This window comes from Gloeobacter kilaueensis JS1 (assembly GCF_000484535.1).
GTDB lineage: Bacteria > Cyanobacteriota > Cyanobacteriia > Gloeobacterales > Gloeobacteraceae > Gloeobacter > Gloeobacter kilaueensis.
In genome coordinates this window covers 3,319,305-3,340,442 of sequence record NC_022600.1, presented here as the reverse complement: position 1 = coordinate 3,340,442, position 21,138 = coordinate 3,319,305, and the positions used below count along the sequence as shown (strand labels likewise).

Sequence of the window (21,138 nt, the reverse complement as noted above, 5' to 3'; positions counted from 1 at the left end):
ACCTGTTCTACAACAGTTCGTGGTAGATAAGAAGCGTCGTAGCTAGAGTTGCTGACGCCGCTCCTTCAGGGCTAAAAGAGTTTGCTGGTGTTTTTCGCGGGTGATCGGGTAGAGCCAGGCAAAGAGCAGGCTGCCCAACAGAGCAACCGCCGGGATCGGGCAGATGATGGCGCGCAGGGCAAGTAGGGCGGAATCCGGCTGCTGGGAGGCGGTGCCCTCGAAGCCGGAAAACTGGAGAATCTGGCCTACCAGGAGCAGGCTGAGGGCGAGGCCGACTTTCTGCAGCAGCACCAGCAAGGCGTAGAAGACACCTTCGTGGCGTTCACCGGTCTCCAGTTCGTCCACATCGATCACATCCGGCAACATCGACCAGGGAATCAGATAGACCGTCGAGACGCCGATCCCGGCAACGACCGAGAGGGCAATCATCCAGTTTTGCTGGCCAGGTTGCAGGAAAGCGAGGCCCGTGAGCGCCGTGAGCAAAAAGACCATGCCCAGGTAGAAGACTTTTTGCTTGTCGATGCGTTCACTCACCGCATTCCAGACAAACAGGGCGGCGAAGGCAGCGCCCTGGATGGCGAGGATCGTCCCGGCCAGCCAGTTATTCGAAAGGCGCATCCAGAAACTGACGTAGTAGGGAACGACCGTCGCTACCAGTTGCACCGCGAGCCACGAGCACAGGTACAGGCCGACGACGTAGAGGTAGGCGCGGTTGGCAAAGGCGATGCGCAACTGCTCGATAAGCGGAATCGTCGAGGCCGGGGCAGCCTGGTAGCGCTCGCGGGTGCCCAAAAAACACCAGAACAGGGGCGGGACCGAGAGGACAGCCCAGAGCCCGGCAGCGACGGCGTGAGCGAGGGCACTGCGCTCGCCGAACTGCTGGAGGATGAGCGGAAAGGTGACGCCAGAAATTAAGCTGCCGCCGATCGAAAAGGCAAAGCGATAGTTAGAAAGGCTGGTGCGCTCGTCGTAATCGTCGGTGAGTTCCGGCGTCAAAGCGGTGTAGGGCAGGTTGACGACGGCGTAGAGCGAGCTGAAGACCAAGGCCAGGGCCAGGTAGTACCAGAAAGAGGCGCTCAGGTTGCCGGGAAAAGGTACCAGCCACTGGGCAAAGAAGGCGAGGCCAAAGGGTATCGCCCCAAACAGCAACCAGGGACGCCGCCTGCCCCAGCGGCTGCGGGTGCGGTCGGTGAGCACCCCCACCACCGGGTCGTTCACCACGTCCCAGATTTTGCTGATGCTGAGAATACTCCCGGCGATCCCGGCAGCCAGACCAACCGTGTTGGTCAAAAAAGGCAGCCAGAAGAAGACGAGCAAATTGGCGGCGACCGCTGGGCCAAAATCGCCCGCGCCGTAGGCGAGTTTCTGGGCGAGACTCAGACGTTCGGACCTGGGGGTAGTGGGCACAGGGGACTCTGCAGGTTGCTACTTTTAGCCTGGATGAAAAACACTTGATTGGCCGCCTGGAGGGGACAGTTTTAGCACTGTCCCAGGGCAGATGGGCTGAAATGCCTTTTTCGCTCAAAACACTAAAGGTAACTTCTGGGGTCCACGATTGCCGGCATTGCGGTACCACTGGATTTGCTTGTCTTCAGCGATCTTAATCGTAGGAAAGCGCCGGAACAACGTTTCGAGGGCAATAATTGCCTCCTGCCTGGCTAAAACTGCTCCCAGACAGGTATGGGGACCGTGACCGAAGCTCAAAATCTTACCTGGCTTTTTGGTGATATCAAATTGATCTGGCATAGAGAAGTGGTCTGCATCGCGGTTGGCAGAAGCGATGCTGAGCTGGATGAGTTGCCCTTGACGAAAGCGGTTTCCATTAAATAGAAAATCTTCGTTGGCAATCCGTGGGATCAAGATAACTGGCGGCTCATAGCGCAGCGTCTCCTCGACAGCATTCTCCAATAATTCTGGCTGCGCCAGAAGCTGGCGATACTGCTCGGGATGGGTCAAGAGTAAATAAATGGCGTTGCCTATCAGGTTTCTCACCGCCAGATGGCCAGCCAGCAAGAAGAGCATAGCGTTGGCTACGATCTCGTCATCGCTAAAGTGGCCCCCCTCGTTTTCTGCGCGGATCAGTGTGGTCAAAAAATCATTCTGAGGGTTGGCGCGCCGCTCCGCGATCAGACCCCGCGTGTACTGGCTGAGCCCGTTGGTGCTTCGCACAAGTCGTCGTGTCGTATCGACTGTGATCGGAACGATATTAAAAAAATCGACAAAGTCTACGGACCACTGGATAACCTGATCGCGATCTTCTTTGTGGACGCCCAAAAAGTCGGAAAGGACGTAGGCAGTGAGCACAAAGCCATAATCGCTGGAACCATCCATGTACCCCTGGCGCTCGACTCGATCGAGAAGTTCATCGGCTGATTTTTGTGTCTGCTCCTTCAGGTCATGAACAACGGTGCCATTAAATCCAAGGTACAAAAAGTTGCGAAGCCGAGCATGATCTTCTCCATCTTGCATCAATACCCACATCGTCAACAGAGGCGCAATTGTTTTGAATTCCTCGCGCACTTCCTCGGGCACTTTATCCACAAATCCCTTCATCCGATCGGCGCTGAGTCTGGGATCACTGAGCAGTTCGTTCACAGCGTCGTACTTGAAGACAAACCACTGGTCGAGGGGCGGATAAAAGAAGATGGGACGGTTTTCTCGGAAGTATTGAAGATCGGGGAACGGATTGTCCAATTTCTGCGGACTGTTGAGGAAAAAACCTTCCCCTTCTCTGGGATCCGGATGGACGGATGAACCTGGAATGAGTGTCATCTGATCTTCGTCCTCGAAGCAGTGACGGCTTTGCTCGTTTGCCCTCCATCAGGTAATGGATGTGGACGAGTAAATGCGTTTGCTCTATAGTTTAGCAGCAGATGGCCCAAGGAAACGATTGAGAGGAGATTTGAGGGTGACGAATTCTACCAATCACAGGGTCGCCCTTGTAACCGGTGCCGACCGGGGTATTGGCCTTGAGACGGCCCGTCAACTGGCCCAAAAGGGAATTACCGTGCTCGTTACCGCACGCGATCCAAAAAAAGCGGAGGCTGCTGCCACCGAGCTGTCAAAGGAGGGGAGCGATGCCCATCCTTTAACCCTCGATGTGACTCAGACCGACTCGATTCGCTCTGCTGTCCAACAGGTTGAACAACGCTTTGGCCGCCTCGACATCTTGATCAACGACGCAGGGGTGATGCTGGAGCACGAGTGGGGCATCAGCACTGTTATTACGGTCTCAGATGAGACGATCCGCCAGACTTTTGAGACGAACTTCTTCGGGCTCGTCAACGTTACCCGCGCTTTTCTGCCGCTCCTGCGCAAGGGTCCCCAGGGCCGCATCGTAAATATCTCGAGCATCATGGCTTCGCTGACGCTGCACGCCGATCCCCATTCGGTGCTCTACCATTCCAAACCCTTTGCCTACGACGCCTCCAAGACGGCAGTGAATGTTTTTACGATTCACCTGGCCTACGAGTTGCGTGACACGCCAATCAAGGTCAACAGCGCCCACCCCGGCTGGGTGATGACTGAGATCGGCAGTGTCGGAGCGACGATGACAGTCGAAGAAGGAGCCAGAAGCGGAGTTGAACTCGCTCTGCTGGACGAGGACGGACCAAGTGGCGGCTTCTTTTACCAGGGCGAGCCGCTGCCCTGGTAGGGCATGACTAACTTTCAGGCTGGCTGAGTCACAATCAACCCATCGGGCCGAAAGGACAGTGTTAAAACAGTCCCAGCGTACCGCCGTCATCCTGATAGCACAGTTGCTGCAGCAGGTGGTCGTCAGAATGCTCCTGCTGGTACCAGCCAGGATGCATTACTTTTGAGAATGCAGGCGCAGCATTTTTTCGAGCAGCTCGGGATCGAGCACCGGTGATCCTGGCTTTTCAGTGGCAGAGCCATCCATAGTTGCGCCCTCCTGCAATTCAGTCAGATAATCGAGCAGCTGCAGCACAGTCACCCCGATATCGGGTCGCACTTCCGGCTTGGCACTGTTATCGATTTGCGCCTGTGCCCACAAACGCAATTCCTCGAAATCGCTCATCTGCGCGTCCTCCAATCAGGTTGCCAGTTGTCCGAGTCAGGACGATAGATTGTAATCAGAGCAGCCCGTCTATCAGGCTGATGATAGCCCCAGACGGTGTGTATGGGCTCACCTCCCAGACCAGTGCTCAGTACCAGGCAAGCTGGAGAGATACGGGCATTCGGATACTGCTCAATAATTTGACCTGATGCAACCACGCTTGTAACCACGTAGACGATTTCAAGATCATCGACAGCAGCAGCCTGCTGAGCATGGAGCGTAACCTTAAAGTTGCCCTGGAAGATTGCTTCGGTCAACTCCTCAACACCGATCACGCCTGTTGCCTATTGCCCTATTCTGCATCGCAAATGTAGCATCTGAGGCAGGCGTCGAGAACCCAGAAAGATTTCTTGACGCAAAGGGGTAAATGACTACCGGTAAGACATCAGACGTTGAAGCGAAAGTGCATCACGTCGCCGTCTTTGACCACGTACTCCTTGCCCTCCGAGCGCAGCAGGCCCTTCTCGCGGGCAGCGACCGTGGAGCCGGTGGCGACCAGGTCGCGGTAGGCAACGGTTTCAGCTCGGATAAAGCCGCGCTCGAAGTCGGTGTGGATGGTCCCTGCTGCCTGGGGAGCGGTGGTGCCCTGGGAGATCGTCCAGGCGCGCACTTCCTTTTCACCGGCAGTAAAAAAAGTTTGCAGACCGAGCAGGCTGTAGGTGGCCTGGATCATCTTTTGCAGGCCCGAATCGGTGACGCCCAGATCGGCGAGAAAGGCCGTGCGCTCCTGGGGGTCGAGTTCGGCCAGTTCAGCCTCCAACTGGGCACAGAGGACGACCATCTGGGCGTTCTCAGCGGCAGCGATCTGGGCGACCTGCTCGGTGTAGGCGTTGCCCCCCGCCGCTAAATCGCTCTCTGAGACGTTGGCGGCGTAGATCACAGGTTTGAAAGTCAGCAGATCCAGGTGCAGGATGCTCTGCTTTTCGGCCTCGCTGAGGTCGGTTGCCCGCGCCGGTCGCCCGTCGTTGAGCACCGGCGTGATCTTGTCGATCGCGCCCATCTCGACGGCGTACTCCTTGCTGTTTTTTTGTTTGCCGATTTTTTGCAGCCGCTTTTCGATCTGACCCAGATCCGCGAGGGCCAGTTCAAGGTTGATCGTCGAAATGTCGCGGGCCGGATCGACGGAGCCCTCGACGTGAACGATGTCGGCATTCTCGAAGCAGCGCACGACGTGGACGACCGCATCGACCTGGCGAATGTGCGAGAGAAACTGATTTCCCAGCCCCTCACCCTGGCTTGCCCCCCGCACCAGACCGGCAATATCGACGTACTCGATGCGGGCCGGGATGATCGTGCGGGTGGAGACGATGCGCGCCAGGACAGCCAGCCGCTCGTCCGGCACATTGACGATGCCGGTGTTGGGCTCGATCGTGCAGAAGGGAAAATTGGCCGCCTGGGCCTTCGCGTTTTCGACCAGGGCGTTGAAGAGAGTGGATTTGCCGACGTTGGGCAAGCCGACGATGCCTGTCTTGAGCATAGGGTGCGGATGCAAATTGTTACTCGATCTTAATGCTTCTGGTCCGCCAGCCGCACAGTCCATCGCGGCGCAGACAGTGCCACGGTTGATGCTGTTCCTGGTTGAGAAATCGGCAAAAAGTCCGATGAGAGCGGCGATTTGCCCCTGGAGACATATATGAAATATGGTAAAGTTCAAGCGGCAGGGCGACCGGGACGAGAGTAGTGAGCGTTCGGTGAGGTTCACTTGCTGGGTAGAAGTGTGCTGCTAGGCGATCGGTGCCTGGTTGGATTGTTTGTCGCCGGCGCTGCTGGCTGGAAGTGGTTTTTATGTATTTGATTACTGGGGCAGGCGGGCAGTTGGGGCACGATCTTGCCCTGGTGCTGGGCGGGCAGGACCGTGCCTTCCTGGCCTGCACCAGAGCAGAACTGGACATCTGCGATCTTGAGGCGATCGAAAAAGTTCTGGCGCGCACCCAGGCGCGCGTGCTCTTCAACTGCGCCGCCTACACCCAGGTCGATAAAGCAGAATCGGAAGGTGAGCGGGCCTGGCAGGTCAATGCCCTCGCACCGGGCCTACTCGCCAGAGCGTGCCAGGCTTACGATTGTCGGCTCATCCATATTTCGACCGACTATGTCTTCGATGGCCAGGCCAGTACGCCGTACCCGGAAGATGCTCCGACCCGGCCCCTGGGCAGTTATGGCCAGAGCAAGCGGGCAGGAGAAGTGGCGGTGCTCCAGAGCAGCGATGCCCATCTGGTCGTGCGGACCGCCTGGCTGTACGGCGTCGGGGGGTCTAACTTCGTGCGCACGATCTTGCGCCTGGCAAAGGAGCGCGAGCGGCTGCGGGTCGTCGCCGATCAGGTCGGCTCGCCTACCTGGAGCTACGATCTGGCGGTGGCGCTGGTGGGGCTGGCCGATGGGAACGCCGCCGGTGGGATCTATCACCTCACCAACAGCGGCGTGACAAGCTGGTACGACTTTGCCGTGGCGATCGTCGAGGAGGCAGAGGCGCTGGGGGAAAAGGACTTTCGGCTGGGAGATATCGAGCCGATTGCCACCGCCGATTACCCGACCGCCGCCGCCCGGCCCGCCTATTCTGTCCTCGCTACTGCCCGAGCGGCCCAGTTGCTCGGCGCGCCCCTGCCCCAGTGGCGCAAGGGCTTGCGGCGGATGCTCGCCCAGTTATACGAGCAGGAGGAAAAGCGATGAGGCATCTGTTGGTCACCGGCGGAGCCGGATTCATCGGCAGCAACTTCGTCCATCACTGGCTTGCTGCCCATCCGGGCGATCGGGTAGTGGTGCTCGACAAGCTCACCTACGCCGGCAGTCGCGCCAACCTGGCTACCGTCGAGAGCGATCCCCGACTGCGACTGGTCGTGGGCGACATCTGCGATGCCGGGCGGGTGGGGCTGTTGCTCGAAGAAGAACGAATCGACACGATCGTGCATTTTGCTGCCGAATCCCACGTCGATCGCTCGATTAAAAGTCCGGAACCGTTCATCGAGACGAACGTGCGCGGAACGTTCGTCCTGCTGGAGGCGGCGCGCCGCTACTGGGAAGACGAGCAGACCGACTGCCGCTTTTTGCACGTCTCGACCGACGAAGTCTACGGCACCCTCGGTCCGGAAGATCCCCCCTTTAGTGAGACGACGCCCTACCGGCCCAACAGTCCCTACGCCGCCAGCAAAGCAGCGAGCGATCACCTGGTGCGCGCCTACTTTCATACCTACGGCCTGCCGGTAGTGACCACCAACTGCTCCAACAACTACGGCCCGTACCAGTTTGCTGAAAAATTGATTCCGCTGATGATTACCAACGCCCTCGAAGGCCGGGTATTGCCTGTTTATGGCGACGGCCTGCAGGTGCGCGACTGGCTGTACGTCGCCGATCACTGCTCCGGCATCGAGGCGGTGATCGAGCGCGGTCAACTCGGCGAAACTTACAATATCGGCACGCGCAACGAGCGGCGCAACATCGATACGGTACGGATTATCTGTGACATTCTTGACAGCATTTATCCGGAGCGTGCCGGACAATTTCACCAACTGATCACCCCCGTCACCGACCGGCCCGGTCACGACCGCCGCTACGCCATCGATCCGACGCGCATCGAGACGGAACTGGGCTGGCGGCCCCGCGAGAGCTTCGAGAGCGGGCTGCGGCGTACCGTCGAGTGGTACATCGATAACCGCTCCTGGTGGCATACCCATCAGGCGCTTTCTTTCCCTTCTCGCCAGGTGTAACGCTATGTCTTCGAGCAGCGCTTCGTTTGTCGATGTGCGGGCCGGGCTTGGCCTGCGGGTGCGGCGCACTACCTTGATGAAGTGGTCGCGGCTGGTGTTGCTGGTGATCAGCGATTATCTGGCGTTTTTAAGTGCCTGGTCGCTGGCCGGACAGTGGAACGCTTTGAAGATCGAGCCGGGATACTTGAACTTCAAAGGGGTGCCAATCTGGCTTATCGCCGGCTTTATGGTGGCAGTGATTGCGTTGCGTGGTCTTTACCGGGGGGGCAGCTACTGGCGCAGCTACCGGGATCTGCTCATCGCCATCAGCCTGTCGGTGCTGCTGTTGCACCTGGGCTGGTTTGTCCTCACCGGCCTGGTGCTGCCGATTGGCCGCTCGGTGCTGGTGGCGGCCTGGTTTTTGAGCATGATCCTGGCGGGCCTCGGACGGGAGATCGTCAAGCGCATCATCTTCTATCTGCGGCGGCGGCACTACTTTTGCATTCCGACGTTTATCGTCGCCCTGGGCGATCGCCAGGCGCAGATCGAAAGGCAGCTGGCGACGGTGGGTTACCGGGTGGTGGGCTACGCCGCTCCGAGCGCTGACAATCTTTCCTCGCTGCTGGAGCGGGTGATCGCCAGTGAGGCCCAGGAGGTCGCCGTCTCGACGATCGATTATCTGCCTGGCTTGCCGGCTTTTTACCGGGGTCTGCGCTCCGCCGGGATCACCGTGCGCTGGGTGCCGGATCGAGGCGAGCTTTTGCTCAGGCAGATCGGCACCCCCCGCATCCTGGGCGGCCTGCCGACGGTCGAGGTCAGCCCGCCCCTCATCAGCGGCATGGACTTTCGTCTCAAGCGCCTGGTCGATATCTTGCTTGCGGGGACGGCGCTGCTGGTGCTCTCGCCCCTTTTTCTGGCGATCGCCCTGGCGATTCGCCTCAATTCAGCGGGGCCGGTCTTTTTTGTCCAGCAGCGGGTCGGCGTGCGGGGCCGCCCTTTTCGGATCTATAAATTTCGCAGCATGTACGTCGATGCAGAGCAGCGCAAGGCGGAGTTGATGGCCCAAAACGAGGTGCAGGGGCCGCTCTTCAAGTTGCGCAACGATCCGAGGGTGACGGCGGTGGGTGCTTTTTTGCGGCGCACCAGCCTCGACGAATTGCCCCAGCTCATCAACGTGTTGATAGGCGAGATGAGTCTGGTCGGGCCGCGTCCGCCGGTGCCCGCCGAGGTCGAACAGTACGAAAAGTGGCACTACGACAGGCTATTGGTTCTGCCGGGGATCACTGGACTGTGGCAGATTTCGGGCCGCTCGGATCTCAAGGACTTCGACGATGTGGTGCGCCTTGACCTTTATTACATCCAGAACTGGTCGCTGGCCCTCGATCTGGAGATTCTCTTCAAGACTGTCGGCGTCGTGCTGCGGGCACAGGGAGCGTACTGATGCGCGGATTAATTCTCTCAGGCGGCAAGGGCACGCGGCTGCGTCCGCTCACCTACACCGGGGCCAAGCAACTGGTGCCCGTCGCCAACAAGCCCATCCTCTGGTACGGCATCGAGGCGATGGTCGCCTCGGGCATCCATGATATCGGCATCATCATCTCCCCTGAGACCGGCGATCAGGTGCGCGCCCTCACCGGCGATGGCGAGCGCTTTGGAGCGCGCATCCGCTACATCCTGCAGGAGGAACCGCTGGGACTCGCCCACGCCGTACAGATCGCCCGTCCTTTTTTAAGGGACGGCAATTTTGCGATGTACCTGGGGGACAACCTGATCCAGACCGGGCTTGAGACGCTGGTGCATCGCTTCGAGAGCGCCCAGCCGGAGGCATTGATTTTACTCAAGCGCGTCGCCAACCCGACCGCCTTCGGTGTGGCCGAACTGGACGCCCAGGGCCGGGTGCAGCGGCTCGTCGAAAAGCCAAAGCAGCCCCCCTCGGATCTGGCGCTGGTGGGGGTCTACCTGTTCTCGCACCTGGTCCACAAGGCGATCGACGCGATCCGCCCCTCCGCTCGCGGTGAACTGGAAATCACCGACGCCATCCAGCAGCTGATCGCGATGGGCTCTCGGGTCGAATCGGTCGAACTGACCGGCTGGTGGCTCGATACCGGCAAAAAAGACGACCTGCTCGAAGCGAACCGGATCATCCTCGACGAGCGCACCCACTGCCCGATGGCCGGCACCCTCGATAGCGGAAGCAAAATTTCTGGCCGCGTCTGCATCGGCTCCGGCACCCGTCTGGTGCGATCGACGGTGCGCGGTCCGGTCACGATCGGCGACGACTGCCAGATCGAAGACACTTACATCGGTCCTTATACCAGCATCGCCGGCGGCGTGCAGCTTAAGAACGTCGATATCGAGCACAGCGTCGTCATGGAAGGGACGCGCATCAGCGACGCCGGGCGCATCGTCGATAGTCTGATTGGCCAGCGCACGGTGATTGCCCGCCACACCGGCAAGCCCGAGGCCCACCGCTTTTTGCTGGGCGACGACTCGCTCATCGAGCTTTAAAAGGCGTCGTCGCTGGTGTTCTAGACGACTGCAAACAACCGGTAAGATACAGTGGACCTCGTGAGGCGCGTTACAGATGTCGAGAAATTCCTTCCGGGCAGTGCCCTCTTTGCTGGTGGTTGCGCCGCTGTTGCTGGCGGCTCCTCCGGTGCTGGCCCAGCCGCAGGGCGCAGGGCCGGTTCAAAGTTTTGATCTTTCGGCTGCTCAAGACGGCTACCTGCTCGGTCCCGGCGACCGCCTCAAGATCAGCGTCCTCGGTTCACCAGAATTTAGCAGTGAGCAACCCGTCCTCCCGGATGGGACGGTCTCTGTTTATCTGGTGGGTACGGTTCCAGTGACCAACCAGACGGTCGCGGATCTGAGCGCTCTGCTGGAGCGGCGGCTCGCGGCATATATCAAAAAACCAAAAGTGAGCATCTCCGTACAGGCTCTACGGCCCCTGCGCATCGCCGTCTCTGGGGAAGTGCTGCAGCCAGGACCGCGCCAGCTGCAGTCGCTTCTGGCAACCGGTAGCATCCCCAACGTCAACGCCAACACCCTGCCCACGGTGAGTGCCGCTCTCGCCGCCGCCGGCGGTGTGACCAACCGGGCGGATGTGAGTGCGATCCGCCTGGAGCGGCGGACGGTAGATGGCCAGGTAATCGTCAAAAAAATCGACCTCTGGCGGCTGATGAACGAGGGCAGGGTCGAAGAGGACATGCTCCTTAAAGACGGCGACGTGCTGCTGGTGCCACAGGTGGCAGCAGATAGCCCCATCGATAGTCGGGTGATTGGCTACAGCACGATCGCCCCCACCAAGATCCGCGTGCGCGTGCTGGGGGAGGTCAACAAAGTCGGCCCCTTTGACCTCGATGCCCACTCGACGGTCTTCGATGCGATCGCGGCAGCGGGCGGGATGACCAACTACGCTGCACCCGAGAGCGTCGAAGTGTTGTCGCTCCAGAGAGATGGCAGAGTCAAAAATCGGATCGTCAACGGCAATCTGGCCTTCAACAACGACGCGAGCCAGAACCTGCAGCTGCAGGATCAAGATGCGGTGATTGTCCGCCGCAGCCTTGGAGGAGAATTGCTCAACGGGCTCAACACCGTCGCAGCGCCCGTCAGCACCTTCGCGAATTTGTTTTTTATCTTCCGGAACTTCCGCTATTGAAGATGTTCTCGACTCGCTGCGTCCTGCCGGTCTGCCTTGCGCTCCTGGTGGCGCTCGCCCCGGCAGCCACCGCCGCCGGAGAAGCAGCCGACAGGGGGCTGGAGTTGCAATTGCGGGCAGCCCTCAAGGCGCAGCCGCGTGAGCCGCGCCTCTGGAACAACCTGGGCGTCAGCCTCCGGCGGCAAAATCGTAACAGCGAGGCGGTGAGCGCCTACCGGCAGGCGGTCCGCCTCGATACCAAGTACGCCGACGCCTACAGCAACCTGGCGGTCGCCCTCGCCGCCCTTGGCCGCTACGACGAAGCTTTAAGTGCGATCCGGCAGGCGCTCAAGCTCGATCGCACCAACCCGGTCTACCGGCTCAACCTGGCCACGGTCTACGAAGGGCTCAAGCGCTACAGCGAAGCGGCGATCGAGTACCAGGCATTTTTGCAGGGGGCCGGGGAGTCTGCTCCGGTCTACGCCCGGCTCGCCAGAATCCAGCAGCAGCTGGGGCGCAGGCCCCAGGCGCTCGCAAGCTGGCAAAAAGCGGTCGATCTGGAGCCTGAGAACGGCAGCTACCGGCTGGCCTACGGGCAGCTACTGGTCGATGCGGGCCAGGACTTTGCCGCCATTGCCCAACTGGAGGCGGCGGTGCGCCTCAAGGCGATGGATGCCCGCTCCTGGCTGTTGCTCGCCACGCTCTACAACGCTCAAGATCAATCCGAAGCGGCGGCGGCAGCCCTGCGGGAGGCGGCAGCCCTCGATCCGGCTTCAGCGCGCATCCAGAACGATCTGGGCGTCACCCTCAGCAAACTGAAACTCTACGATCAGGCGGCGGTGGCCCTGGAACGGGCGACCTCCCTTGACCCCAATTATGCGGAAGCCTGGAGCAATCTCGGGGTCGTTCGCCGACAGCAGAGTAAGATGGACGAGGCGGTAGCGGCCTACCAGCGCGCCCTGGCTGTCAACGACAGACTACCTCAGGTCTACAACAACCTCGGCGTACTCTACCTCGACAGCAGCCGCGAGCGCGAGGCGGTCCCCCAGTTCGAGCAGGCTCTCCAGCTTGAACCCAATTACTGGGAGGCGCGCCGGAACCTGGCGCTGGCCCTCGTTCGTCTGGGCAACCGGACAGAGGCAGCCGACCAGCTTAAAAAGGCGCTCGACAATCCGCTTATTCCCTCTGCAGCGCTCGCCCAACTGCAAGCGGATCTTAGAAAGATACAGGAGGTGACCCGGTGATCGATCTACACGTACATCTTGTTCCTGGAGTCGATGACGGCCCCAAGGACTGGGATGTTGCCCTGGCGCTGGCGCGCAAGGCTTACGCAGGCGGAATCCGCACCGCGACGATTACCCCGCACCACATGCCGGGCACCTACGAGAACACGGCCTCCCAGATTCAGAACTACGTGCGCCAGTTGCAGGCGGCCTACGAGCGCGAAGGCATCGATATTCAGCTTTTGCCCGGTCAAGAAGCCTATCCAGAAGGCGACCTGCGCGAGCGCTACGAGCGGGGCGAACTGCAGACGCTGGCCGACGGTGCCTACCTGCTCGTCGATCTGCCCCAGCAAGACTGTCCTTTTTATATGGAGCAGTTGCTCTTTTCGCTGCAGGCCAAAGGACTGATGACGCTGCTTGCCCACCCCGAGCGCAACCGCAGTCTGCGCCACCATCCCGAGCGCCTTGAGGCGATGATCCAGTCGGGGGTGCGGGCGGTGATGAGCGCCGGCAGTATGCACGGTGCCTATGGTCCTTCCGCCCAAAAATCAGCCCACGACTTTCTCAAGCGCGGCCTGATTCAGATCGTTGCCTCAGACGCCCATCACCCGGACGGTCCTGCCTTCTTTCCCTTGCAAAACCGTCCCCTGGTCGAGTCGCTCATCGGCCCGGATCGCGCCTGGGAAGTGATGGAGCGCAATCCCCAGTACGTGCTCGATTCTAAAGAAATTCCTGCTCCCCTCTATGATCTGGAAGCAGAAGCAGGAGCGACGCGCCGGAAGGCGAGCGGCGGCGGTTTCTGGTCGCGTCTTTTTTCGCGGGTATAAGTGCCATGCGCCGCATCGATGCGCTCCTCTGGGGACTGGGCATTCTGGTAGTGGGCGGTCTGCTCTACGGCCTGCTCTCCCTATTCGGCCTCTCGCGCATCGGCGCTGGTCTGTGGGCGCAACTCATTCTCGTCGTCGGCCTGGTCGTCTGGACAGGCAGCTATGTTTTCCGGGTGGCAGGCCGCAAGATGACCTTCAACACCCAGATGCGCAACTACAAGGAGGCGGTGCTGCGCAAGCGCCGCGAAGAACAAACCGGTGCCCAGGCTGATCCGTCCAAGAGCAGCCGCTAGCCTCGCCCTTGTCGGCACAGCCGTCAGCTGTCTTCTCGTCGCCAGCTTTGCTCCCGTAGTAGCGGCTCCGGTGCTCAGCCTCAGTGCCGGACGCGCCCTTGACGCCTTCGAGGTCGAAAAGCGCCTCGGGGTCGAATTGCTCGACGCTCCCCAGCCGGACAGCCAGCCGGTGCGATTTTTTGGTCAACAACTCGACCTGCGGGTGCTGGACGGCCCGGCCCGGCGGTTCCCCCTCGAACAGGTCCAGCAACTGACTGGGGCAGCAGGCACCGTCCAGGCAACCCAGGTGCGCCTGGACCTGCCCCAGGCCCACATCCAGGCTCTGCGCCCACTGCCGGATGCCGACAACCTGCGCTGGGTCATCGAACTGGACCGGCCCGCTTTTTACGAGGTGATTCCAACCGAAACCGGCCTGCGTCTGAGTGTGCAGGCGACGCCAGTTGCCCCGCTCGAAGGCCCTCCTGGTCTGCAGCTTACGGTCGGTCCCGCCCAGAGCGAACTGGTCTTTGTCGCGCCGCCGGGCAGCTATCCGCTCGTCAGCACCCTCGCCGCTCCCGCCCGGCTGGTGCTCGAATGGCGGCGCAGTGGCCGTTTCGAGCGCGTCCAAAACTGGGGAGCGGGCCTCAGCTACCGCGAGATTCGCACCGTCTGGGAAGGACTGCCGCAGCGGCTAATGGTGGCCGAGTTCGACCCGACGCGGATGCGCCTGGGACTTTTGCGCTCCGCTACGAACCTGCACGAACTGACTGCTCTCAGCACTCTGGCCGCCGCTCAGGGGGCCTGGGCAGCGATTAACGGCAGCTTTTTTAACCGCAACACCGCCGAAGCACTCGGAGCATTGCGCGCCACCGGGCGCTGGTGGACCAGCAGCGTCGCGGGCCTGCCCCCGCGCGGAGCCGTGAACTGGCAGGACAATCTACCGGGCTTCGATCGCCTGAACTGGAGTGCTTCGATCCGCCTGAACGATCGGCTGTTTCCCGTTGCAGCTTTTAACAGCACTGTGGCCGGTAACGGATTCGCCCTCTACACCCCGGATTGGGGCAGCACCTACCGGGGGCGAACGGGTGAAACGTTGGCCCTGGTGCGCGCCGGTCGGATCGAGAGCGTCTTTGAGTCAGCAAGCCCAAATCAGGAGGTGCCGATTCCAGCGGATGCTCAGTTGCTGGTGGCCCGCAGCGAGGCTCTGCGCGCCCAGGTGCGTACCCTGGCCGGTGCCACCGCTCAATTGGATATCGTTCCCAGTGGCGACGGCTCGCTGTTGCAGGCGGGACCGCTCTTGATAAAAGACGGGCAGATCGTTCTCGATGCGACGGCGGAGCGCTTTCAGCCGGACGTGCGCGCCCCCGGCGTCGCCCGCACGGTGATCGCCAGACGGGGCAGCCAGGGACTACTCATCGTTGCCTGCCATGACGGCACAGCCGCTGGTCTCTCCCTCGAAGCGCTCGCCCGCCTCCTGCTCCAGTTGGGGGTCAGCGACGCCCTCAACCTCGACGGCGGTGGCTCCAGCGCCTTTTATCTCGGCAGTCACCTGCGCGATCGCGAAGCTGGTGCCTTCGAGCGCGCCATTCACAACGGCCTCGGACTCTGGCCCCGCTAAAACAGCAGTGGTTGCCGAGGCTGTCTTTTTTTGGGCTTCAATTCTTCGATTTACAGCTCCTTGCCCTCGGCAAGGCGAGTGCGCAGTGACCGCAATACCTGGCTGCTGCCCTGCTGAAGCGCCTGCTGCAACAATCGGGGGATGGCTTGGGCAACAAGTAGATCGCCAAAAACTTCACTGGTCTGAGACTGCTCGTAGCGGTCGTCGCGCAGCAAATGGATGGTGAGCCGATTCTGGCTGTAGATCCAGACTTCCGGCACCTGTAAAGCCTGGTAAGCCGCAAGTGTCGTTGTGGATGTCAGGTCGGCCTCAATCGCGAGGTCCGGCGGTGGATAAACTTCCAGGTCCATCCGCAGACAATTGCGCACCCGCTGTGCATTCTGGATGTAAAAGCAGGTATCCGGCTCTAATCCAGCATCGGCTGTCTTTTTTTTGAATGTCGTCGAGCCGAAGTCTTCCCAGTCTCGTCCCTGGGCATCGAGGATGGCCTTAACCACGTCAGCGATGAAGCGGTGGGGACGTTCATGGGCGGGTAATGGTGCCATGATTTCCAGAGCGCCGTGAAAGTAAGCGATGCGAGCGGAACGGCCTTCACCCAGTTCCTCCAGGTAGGCTTCAAACTGTTCCCAGCCCAGGCCGTGAATCGTCACTGTGCTGCCGGGCTCCAGCTCAATACAGTCAAGCGCAACAAGTACGGGCACAAATTTGGGATAAGAACGCAGCATGGGCACACCAATTATGCCCTGTTCGTGGCCGAGGACGCAGCGGCGGTGCCAGCATGTGGGTTGTTACCTCCAGCAGACTTTTGACCGGCGTGTACCTGCTGGGCCTGCGCACCATCCACAACGGCCTCGGGCTCTGTCCGCGCTGAGGTCGCTGATTTCCATCTAGAGGGGCAGGGCTGAGTGTTCGTCTGAGGCGACGATCGAGTGAACAATGGAGCCCTTTTTATGTCTGACACTCTAAAAGTTGGCGACCGCGTCGAGTGGCACAGCTCAGGCGGCACCTCCATCGGAAAAATCAAGCAAAAACTGACCTCCCCGACCCACATCAAGGACCACAAGGTCAACGCTTCCGAGGAGGAACCCCAGTATCTGGTCGTGAGCGACAAGACCGGTGAAGAAGCGGCCCACAAGCCGGAAGCGCTGAAGAAACTGAAGGGGGACAAGAAATGACCACCACACAAAAAGACGATAAGACCGCGATCGAAGAGTTTCGCAGCGCAGTCAACATGTCGGCAAAAGAATTGCGCAACTGGCTAGAAACAGACGAGTCACAATCTGTCGGCCAGAAAAAAGCGGGCGACAGCGAAGCGATCGGCCATCACTCCGGAGAGGCGATCGTTGAACTGCTCACCAAAAAATCCGCCGATTACACCGAAGACGACCTGCACCAGATCCGGCGGGTGGTGAGCTACGTCCACCGCCACATGGCCCAGAAGCCTGGCGGCGACATCGAGCACAGCCGCTGGCGCTACTCACTGATGAATTGGGGCCACGATCCGCTCAAATCGTAGAACCTGTCTGTCCGATGCGAGGCTGAGGACGCCTCTCAGCCTCTACCCTTGCCCATATAAAATTATCTCTACAAGCTGCATCCGGCAACACTGGATCGTCAGCGTGTGTTTCTGGTACGGTGTTATCCTGCATTCCTCGCCACTGCTAGCCGGGTTTTTGCTTCGTCACAGGATGATCTTGTAGATAATTGTTGAAGAGCATGTCAGCCCTTATGTACAGCAACAATTTTGTACCAGACCTGGGAGCAGACTCACTCGACGAAGTCGAGCTAGAGAGGACGAGCCTGCAACTGACTTCACCCTGCCCGATGGCAGCCCAGTTACAGTGAACCCCCCCTTTTCTCCCCTGCCCGGCGGGGCAGGAGAGGAGAGGGGGGGCAGGGGGGGTGAGGAGAGGTGGGGAAAATGTTTTAGCTTCGTCATCAGATGAGTCTTCGCATCTACGGCAACCGGCTCCTGCGCACCCCAAGCGGGCTTGAAACCCGACCAACCCTGGGCCGGGTGCGCTCGGCAGTCTTTGGGCGCTGGCACGACCGCATAGACGGCTGCCGCTGGCTCGATCTGTGCGCTGGAGCGGGTTCGATGGGAGCGGAGGCTCTGGCGCGGGGAGCCCAGGAAGCCCTTGGCATCGAACTTTCGGCAGCCACTGCCCGGATTGCTGCCCTCAACTGGGAAAAAGTCGCTCCCGGCAGGGGCACGATCTGGAAAGCCGACGTACTCGCCGGCATTGCCCGCCTGGTCAAAGCCATCAGAACTTTTGATCTGATCTACTTCGATCCGCCCTACAGAAGCGCCCTCTACGCGCCGGTGCTCGCTGCGATTGCCGACGCAAAATTGCTCGTTGCCGACGGCGAACTGGCTGCCGAGCACAGCGATGACCTGCCGGACCTGCCAGAACAAATAGAAACGCTGGTGCGCATCGATCGGCGCGTCTACGGCAGCACGGCGGTAAGTTACTACCGTTTTTTGGCCGCCGATCCTGCGCCTGGGTGCAACTCCTGAGGATGGCTCGGAGCGAGGTTGCCATAAGAGATCAGATCCTGGCAGATCTCGCGGACGATGGGAGCGGCAGTGGTCGAGCCGAAGGCGTTCTCGGATTTAGGTTCGTCGAGGACGACGAGAACCACGTAGCGCGGTGCGAGGGCGGGCAGGTAACCGACGAAACTGGTGATCTTTTTACCGGCCAGATAGCCTCGACCGCCGATGTTGGCCTTTTGAGCGGTGCCGGTCTTGCCCCCGATCCGGTAGCCGGGAATGCGCGCCGGTTTGCCGGTGCCCTCCTCGACGACGTGGAGCATCATCTGGCGCACCTGGGCTGCAGCTTCGGGGGTAAAGATCGGTTTGCTCGCCGGCAGTTCGGGTTTCCAGAGCACTTTGCCGTCTTCGTCTTCAAAGTCGCGGACGATGTGGGGTGTGATGGCGGTGCCGCCGTTGGCGATCGCTCCGTGCAGCCGTGCCAGCTGCAATGGCGTGAGGGCCACACCCTGGCCAAAGGCTACCGTCGCCATCTGCACCGGGTACTTGACGAACTGGGTGCGGTTGGTGATGATGCCCCGCGTCTCGCCGGGCAGGTCGATGCCGCTGCTGTGGCCGATGCCTATCTCGCGCAGGCGGTCGTAGTAAAAGCCCGGCTGCATGTGCTGCATCAGGCGGATCATGCCGATGTTGTCGGAGAACATCAGCACGTGGGTGACATCGAGGCTGCCCCGGCCCTTGTGGTCGTAGTTGCTGATCGTGTAGCGGCCAAAACTCAGCGAACCAGAGTCGTAGATGGTCGTATCGGGCCGGATCGCACCGGCGCTCAGGGCGAGGGCAACGTTGATGGGCTTGAATGTCGAACCCGGCTCGTACAGGTCGCTTGCTGCCCAGTTTTTATAAGTAGAAGGCGCAAACTGGCCGTAGTGGTTGTTGTCGAAGCTCGGGGAGACGGCGAGAGCCAGAATCTCGCCGCTCTGGGGCTCCAGCACGATCGCTGTGCCCCGGCTCACCCGGTTGGCCTTGACGCCGCGATCGAGGGCGATGCGGGCGGCGCGCTGCACACGAGAATCGATCGTGAGCACCAGGCGGCCCGGCTGGGGATCGGCCAGCGCCTCAGCCGGCAGCGAAGCGGCTAGAGGCAGGCCGAGCGGACCCATCGTCACCGGGTAACTCGCCGCCTTGGCGCTCAGCTTTTTGTGGTAGTACTGCTCGACGCCGCCCTGACCCTGGCCGTCGTAGTTGATAAAGCCAATCACCGCCGCGCTGTTGAGGCCGTCCGGGTAGTAGCGCCGGCGGCGGGTGTTGAATTCGAGGCCGGGTAGCTTTGCTGCCAGCAGCTGGTCGTGGGCCGTTTCGCTCAGACCCCTGGCGATCGCCACGGTACGTTTGGGCTGGGAGAGGAGTTGGGCAATCTGGGCGGTGGGTTTGCCGCTTGTGGCCGCCAGGGTGCTCGCCATCTGAGTGTAAAGTTCCTGGCGGTTTTGAGAAGTCAATCTGGTAGCGAGTGCCTGGCGGTCGATGCCTTTGGTCTTGACTTTGGCGGCCTGCCGGATAGCGCGGTCGCGCGCTTCGGCGTCGATTAAAAAAGGATGGACGTAGAGATCGTAGATGGGCTGGTCGAGGGCGAGAGCTACGCCGCGCCGATCGAAGATCCCGGCGCGGGGCCTGTCGGCAGCGATGGTGCGCTCGCGCTGGGCTGCCGCCCGGTTCTGCAGGGTACTGGCCTGGATCACCTGGAGGTCGTAAAGCTTCCAACCTAAAGCCCCGGCTCCGGCCAATACGCCGATGCCCACCAGCCACAAGCGGGAGGTGGTCTGTCTACGAAGATCGCGCATCAATAACCTGCCGGGATGTCGAGGGTATACGCGGGTGGTTCGGACAATTGCTTGAGGGGCCGTTCGAGGGCAGCCGGAACGCTCAGCGTCTGGGCTGGGGTGGCGACGCGCAGGGGAGTGTTGAGGGCGACACTGCCCGCCAGATCGCCGGTGAGCGCTTCGTTGAGCACGGCAAGCTGCCGCGACTGCGTGCGCAAGTTTATCAGTTGCCGGTAGTCCTCTTCCCAGCGCGCCTGGGTCTGGAAAGTCCACCAGTAGAGCGCGCAGATAGCGACAATCAACATTAGCAGTACAGCAGCAGCAGCGCGCTGGGCAGTGCGCAGCCAGGCGCAGGTGCGCAGCGCGCCCAGCGGCAGGGGCCGTTCAAGTGGCAGCAGGGTAGCCGGTGGGGTAGGCGGTAGCTGGCTTTGGGGCAGGGCGTTCACGGTTGGGACTCCTCACTGGGTGAAAGGCGGCGGGCAATGCGCAGGCGGGCGGAGCGGGCGCGGGGGTTGGCGCGCACCTCTGCCTCGGAGGCGCTGATGGGCTTGCGGGTGAGCACCTCAAGGCGCGGATCGGCCCGCCAGCGATGCTTGACTGGCCGGTCCTCGAGGCTGTGGAAGCTGATAATCGCGATGCGTCCGTTCGGGCGCAACCAGTCGGGACTGTGGGTCAAAAACGCATCGAGGGCAACAAGTTCATCGTTGACGGCGATGCGCAGCGCCTGAAAGACGCGGGTGGCCGGATGGATGCTCTGGCGGCCAGGAACGGCGGAGGCAACCACCGACGCCAGTTCGGTTGTCGTGCGCAAGGGCCGACGCTCGACGATCCGCCGGGCGATCCGCCGGGAAAAGCGCTCCTCGCCGTAGCGCCAGAACAGATCGCTCAACTCGGTCGCACTGCTGGTATTGATCAAGTCTGCCGCCGTCTCACCCACTGCCTGCTCGTTCATGCGCATGTCGAGGGGTGCCTCAAAGCGCCAGGAAAAACCGCGATCGGGATTGTCGAGCTGCATCGAACTGACCCCTAGATCGGCGACGATACCGTCGAAATCTTCGCCCTGCGGCGCAAATTCAGCAAAATTGATGTGGACGAAGCGGATGCGGTCGGCGTAGGCCGCAAGTCGCTCGCGGGCCAGCTCGAGGGCAGCACTGTCTTGATCGAGGGCGACGACGCGGGTCTGCTCGGTGCGCAAGATCGCCTCGCAATGGCCACCCAGGCCAACGGTGGCATCGAGGTAGACGCCCCCCGAGCGCACCTGCAAACCGGCAATCGTTTCTTCTAATAGAACAGGGCGATGCAGCAGATCCACGAGGAGAGCAAACCACGTCTGGATAACCTTGTGACAGACTAAAAAAACTGAGAGGTTTCTGTCAAGTCTTGTCGTTTATTTTTAGCAGTCGATATCTTCAAAATCGCTCGTCGCTATTTTTGACAGTTGGGTGGGTCCATTGTTCAGGGTAGTGGGGGCGAGATACCTGCTACACCTTTTTCA

22 protein-coding genes are annotated in these 21,138 nt (G+C 60.8%); 13 read left to right on the top strand and 9 right to left on the bottom strand.

From position 1 onward, the window contains the following. Positions 1–42: 42 nt before the first annotated feature. Together GKIL_RS15465 and GKIL_RS15460 are read right to left on the bottom strand one after the other, a co-directional pair. The gene (locus GKIL_RS15465; RefSeq protein WP_023174674.1) at positions 43–1,407 is read right to left on the bottom strand and encodes an MFS transporter; all 1,365 of its coding nucleotides are present in this window, start codon (positions 1,405–1,407) and stop codon (positions 43–45) included. 114 nt (positions 1,408–1,521) lie between these two features. Then, on the bottom strand, positions 1,522–2,772 hold the full coding sequence (locus tag GKIL_RS15460) for a cytochrome P450 (protein WP_023174673.1): 1,251 nt from the start codon (positions 2,770–2,772) through the stop codon (positions 1,522–1,524). A 136-nt stretch (positions 2,773–2,908) separates the two neighbouring features. On the opposite strand from GKIL_RS15460, the gene GKIL_RS15455 reads away from it, so the two are divergent. After that, a complete protein-coding gene (locus GKIL_RS15455; protein ID WP_023174671.1) occupies positions 2,909–3,655 on the top strand; it encodes an SDR family oxidoreductase in 747 nt (248 codons plus the stop codon). A 156-nt stretch (positions 3,656–3,811) separates the two neighbouring features. Here GKIL_RS15455 and GKIL_RS15450 read toward each other — a convergent pair whose 3' ends face one another. The 3 genes from GKIL_RS15450 to ychF all read right to left on the bottom strand — a co-directional run bounded on the left by GKIL_RS15450 (position 3,812) and on the right by ychF (position 5,555). Next, positions 3,812–4,039 carry a hypothetical protein gene (locus GKIL_RS15450; protein ID WP_023174668.1) on the bottom strand — a complete coding sequence of 76 codons (228 nt, stop codon included), beginning with the start codon at positions 4,037–4,039 and terminating at the stop codon, positions 3,812–3,814. Further along, positions 4,036–4,353 carry a DUF4258 domain-containing protein gene (locus GKIL_RS15445; RefSeq protein WP_023174667.1) on the bottom strand — a complete coding sequence of 106 codons (318 nt, stop codon included), beginning with the start codon at positions 4,351–4,353 and terminating at the stop codon, positions 4,036–4,038. The genes GKIL_RS15450 and GKIL_RS15445 overlap by 4 nt, the downstream gene beginning before the upstream one ends. Before the next feature lie 110 nt (positions 4,354–4,463). Next, on the bottom strand, positions 4,464–5,555 hold the full coding sequence (ychF, locus tag GKIL_RS15440) for a redox-regulated ATPase YchF (protein WP_023174665.1): 1,092 nt from the start codon (positions 5,553–5,555) through the stop codon (positions 4,464–4,466). Positions 5,556–5,863: 308 nt separating this feature from the next. Between ychF and rfbD the strand changes: the two genes are divergently transcribed. From rfbD to GKIL_RS15395, 9 genes are all read left to right on the top strand, one after another. Beyond that, positions 5,864–6,745 (top strand): dTDP-4-dehydrorhamnose reductase, encoded by an 882-nt coding sequence (gene rfbD, locus GKIL_RS15435; protein ID WP_041243992.1) that lies wholly within the window; start codon positions 5,864–5,866, stop codon positions 6,743–6,745. Further along, positions 6,742–7,779, top strand: a complete 1,038-nt coding sequence (rfbB, locus tag GKIL_RS15430; protein ID WP_023174662.1) for a dTDP-glucose 4,6-dehydratase — start codon at positions 6,742–6,744, stop codon at positions 7,777–7,779. Before rfbD ends, rfbB begins: the two co-directional genes overlap by 4 nt. Before the next feature lie 4 nt (positions 7,780–7,783). Continuing rightward, on the top strand, positions 7,784–9,199 hold the full coding sequence (locus GKIL_RS15425; RefSeq protein WP_023174660.1) for a sugar transferase: 1,416 nt from the start codon (positions 7,784–7,786) through the stop codon (positions 9,197–9,199). Beyond that, positions 9,199–10,266, top strand: coding sequence for a glucose-1-phosphate thymidylyltransferase (locus GKIL_RS15420; RefSeq protein WP_023174659.1), 1,068 nt, complete (start codon positions 9,199–9,201; stop codon positions 10,264–10,266). Before GKIL_RS15425 ends, GKIL_RS15420 begins: the two co-directional genes overlap by 1 nt. Positions 10,267–10,342: 76 nt before the next feature. After that, entirely contained in the window at positions 10,343–11,416 is a 1,074-nt protein-coding gene (locus GKIL_RS15415) for a polysaccharide biosynthesis/export family protein (RefSeq protein WP_023174658.1), read from the top strand. Positions 11,417–11,418: 2 nt separating this feature from the next. Then, a complete protein-coding gene (locus tag GKIL_RS15410; protein WP_023174657.1) occupies positions 11,419–12,639 on the top strand; it encodes a tetratricopeptide repeat protein in 1,221 nt (406 codons plus the stop codon). Continuing rightward, positions 12,636–13,445 carry a tyrosine-protein phosphatase gene (locus GKIL_RS15405; RefSeq protein WP_023174655.1) on the top strand — a complete coding sequence of 270 codons (810 nt, stop codon included), beginning with the start codon at positions 12,636–12,638 and terminating at the stop codon, positions 13,443–13,445. The genes GKIL_RS15410 and GKIL_RS15405 overlap by 4 nt, the downstream gene beginning before the upstream one ends. 5 nt (positions 13,446–13,450) lie before the next feature. Continuing rightward, positions 13,451–13,738 (top strand): DUF3007 family protein, encoded by a 288-nt coding sequence (locus GKIL_RS15400; protein WP_023174653.1) that lies wholly within the window; start codon positions 13,451–13,453, stop codon positions 13,736–13,738. Further along, positions 13,704–15,335, top strand: coding sequence for a phosphodiester glycosidase family protein (locus tag GKIL_RS15395; protein ID WP_023174652.1), 1,632 nt, complete (start codon positions 13,704–13,706; stop codon positions 15,333–15,335). Before GKIL_RS15400 ends, GKIL_RS15395 begins: the two co-directional genes overlap by 35 nt. Before the next feature lie 50 nt (positions 15,336–15,385). Here the strand turns inward: GKIL_RS15395 and GKIL_RS15390 are convergent, their stop codons facing one another. Then, positions 15,386–16,060 (bottom strand): Uma2 family endonuclease, encoded by a 675-nt coding sequence (locus GKIL_RS15390; protein WP_023174651.1) that lies wholly within the window; start codon positions 16,058–16,060, stop codon positions 15,386–15,388. Positions 16,061–16,285: 225 nt separating this feature from the next. Here GKIL_RS15390 and GKIL_RS15385 point away from each other — a divergent pair, with 225 nt between their 5' ends. The 3 genes from GKIL_RS15385 (at position 16,286) to rsmD (ending at position 17,853) form a co-directional block, all read left to right on the top strand. Continuing rightward, entirely contained in the window at positions 16,286–16,510 is a 225-nt protein-coding gene (locus tag GKIL_RS15385) for a hypervirulence associated TUDOR domain-containing protein (protein WP_023174650.1), read from the top strand. After that, a complete protein-coding gene (locus tag GKIL_RS15380; protein WP_023174649.1) occupies positions 16,507–16,851 on the top strand; it encodes a DUF3140 domain-containing protein in 345 nt (114 codons plus the stop codon). The genes GKIL_RS15385 and GKIL_RS15380 overlap by 4 nt, the downstream gene beginning before the upstream one ends. Positions 16,852–17,277: 426 nt before the next feature. Continuing rightward, positions 17,278–17,853: a 16S rRNA (guanine(966)-N(2))-methyltransferase RsmD gene (rsmD, locus tag GKIL_RS15375; RefSeq protein WP_023174648.1), complete on the top strand. Its 576-nt coding sequence runs from the start codon at positions 17,278–17,280 to the stop codon at positions 17,851–17,853. Here rsmD and GKIL_RS15370 read toward each other — a convergent pair. The 3 genes from GKIL_RS15370 to rsmH are packed head-to-tail and all read right to left on the bottom strand — an operon-like array spanning position 17,808 to position 20,955. Continuing rightward, positions 17,808–19,664, bottom strand: a complete 1,857-nt coding sequence (locus tag GKIL_RS15370) for a peptidoglycan D,D-transpeptidase FtsI family protein (protein ID WP_023174647.1) — start codon at positions 19,662–19,664, stop codon at positions 17,808–17,810. The two genes, rsmD and GKIL_RS15370, sit on opposite strands and share 46 nt — an antisense overlap. After that, positions 19,664–20,089, bottom strand: a complete 426-nt coding sequence (locus GKIL_RS15365; RefSeq protein WP_023174646.1) for a hypothetical protein — start codon at positions 20,087–20,089, stop codon at positions 19,664–19,666. Before GKIL_RS15365 ends, GKIL_RS15370 begins: the two co-directional genes overlap by 1 nt. Next, positions 20,086–20,955 carry a 16S rRNA (cytosine(1402)-N(4))-methyltransferase RsmH gene (gene rsmH, locus GKIL_RS15360; protein ID WP_023174645.1) on the bottom strand — a complete coding sequence of 290 codons (870 nt, stop codon included), beginning with the start codon at positions 20,953–20,955 and terminating at the stop codon, positions 20,086–20,088. Before rsmH ends, GKIL_RS15365 begins: the two co-directional genes overlap by 4 nt. Between the last annotated feature and the right edge of the window lie 183 nt (positions 20,956–21,138).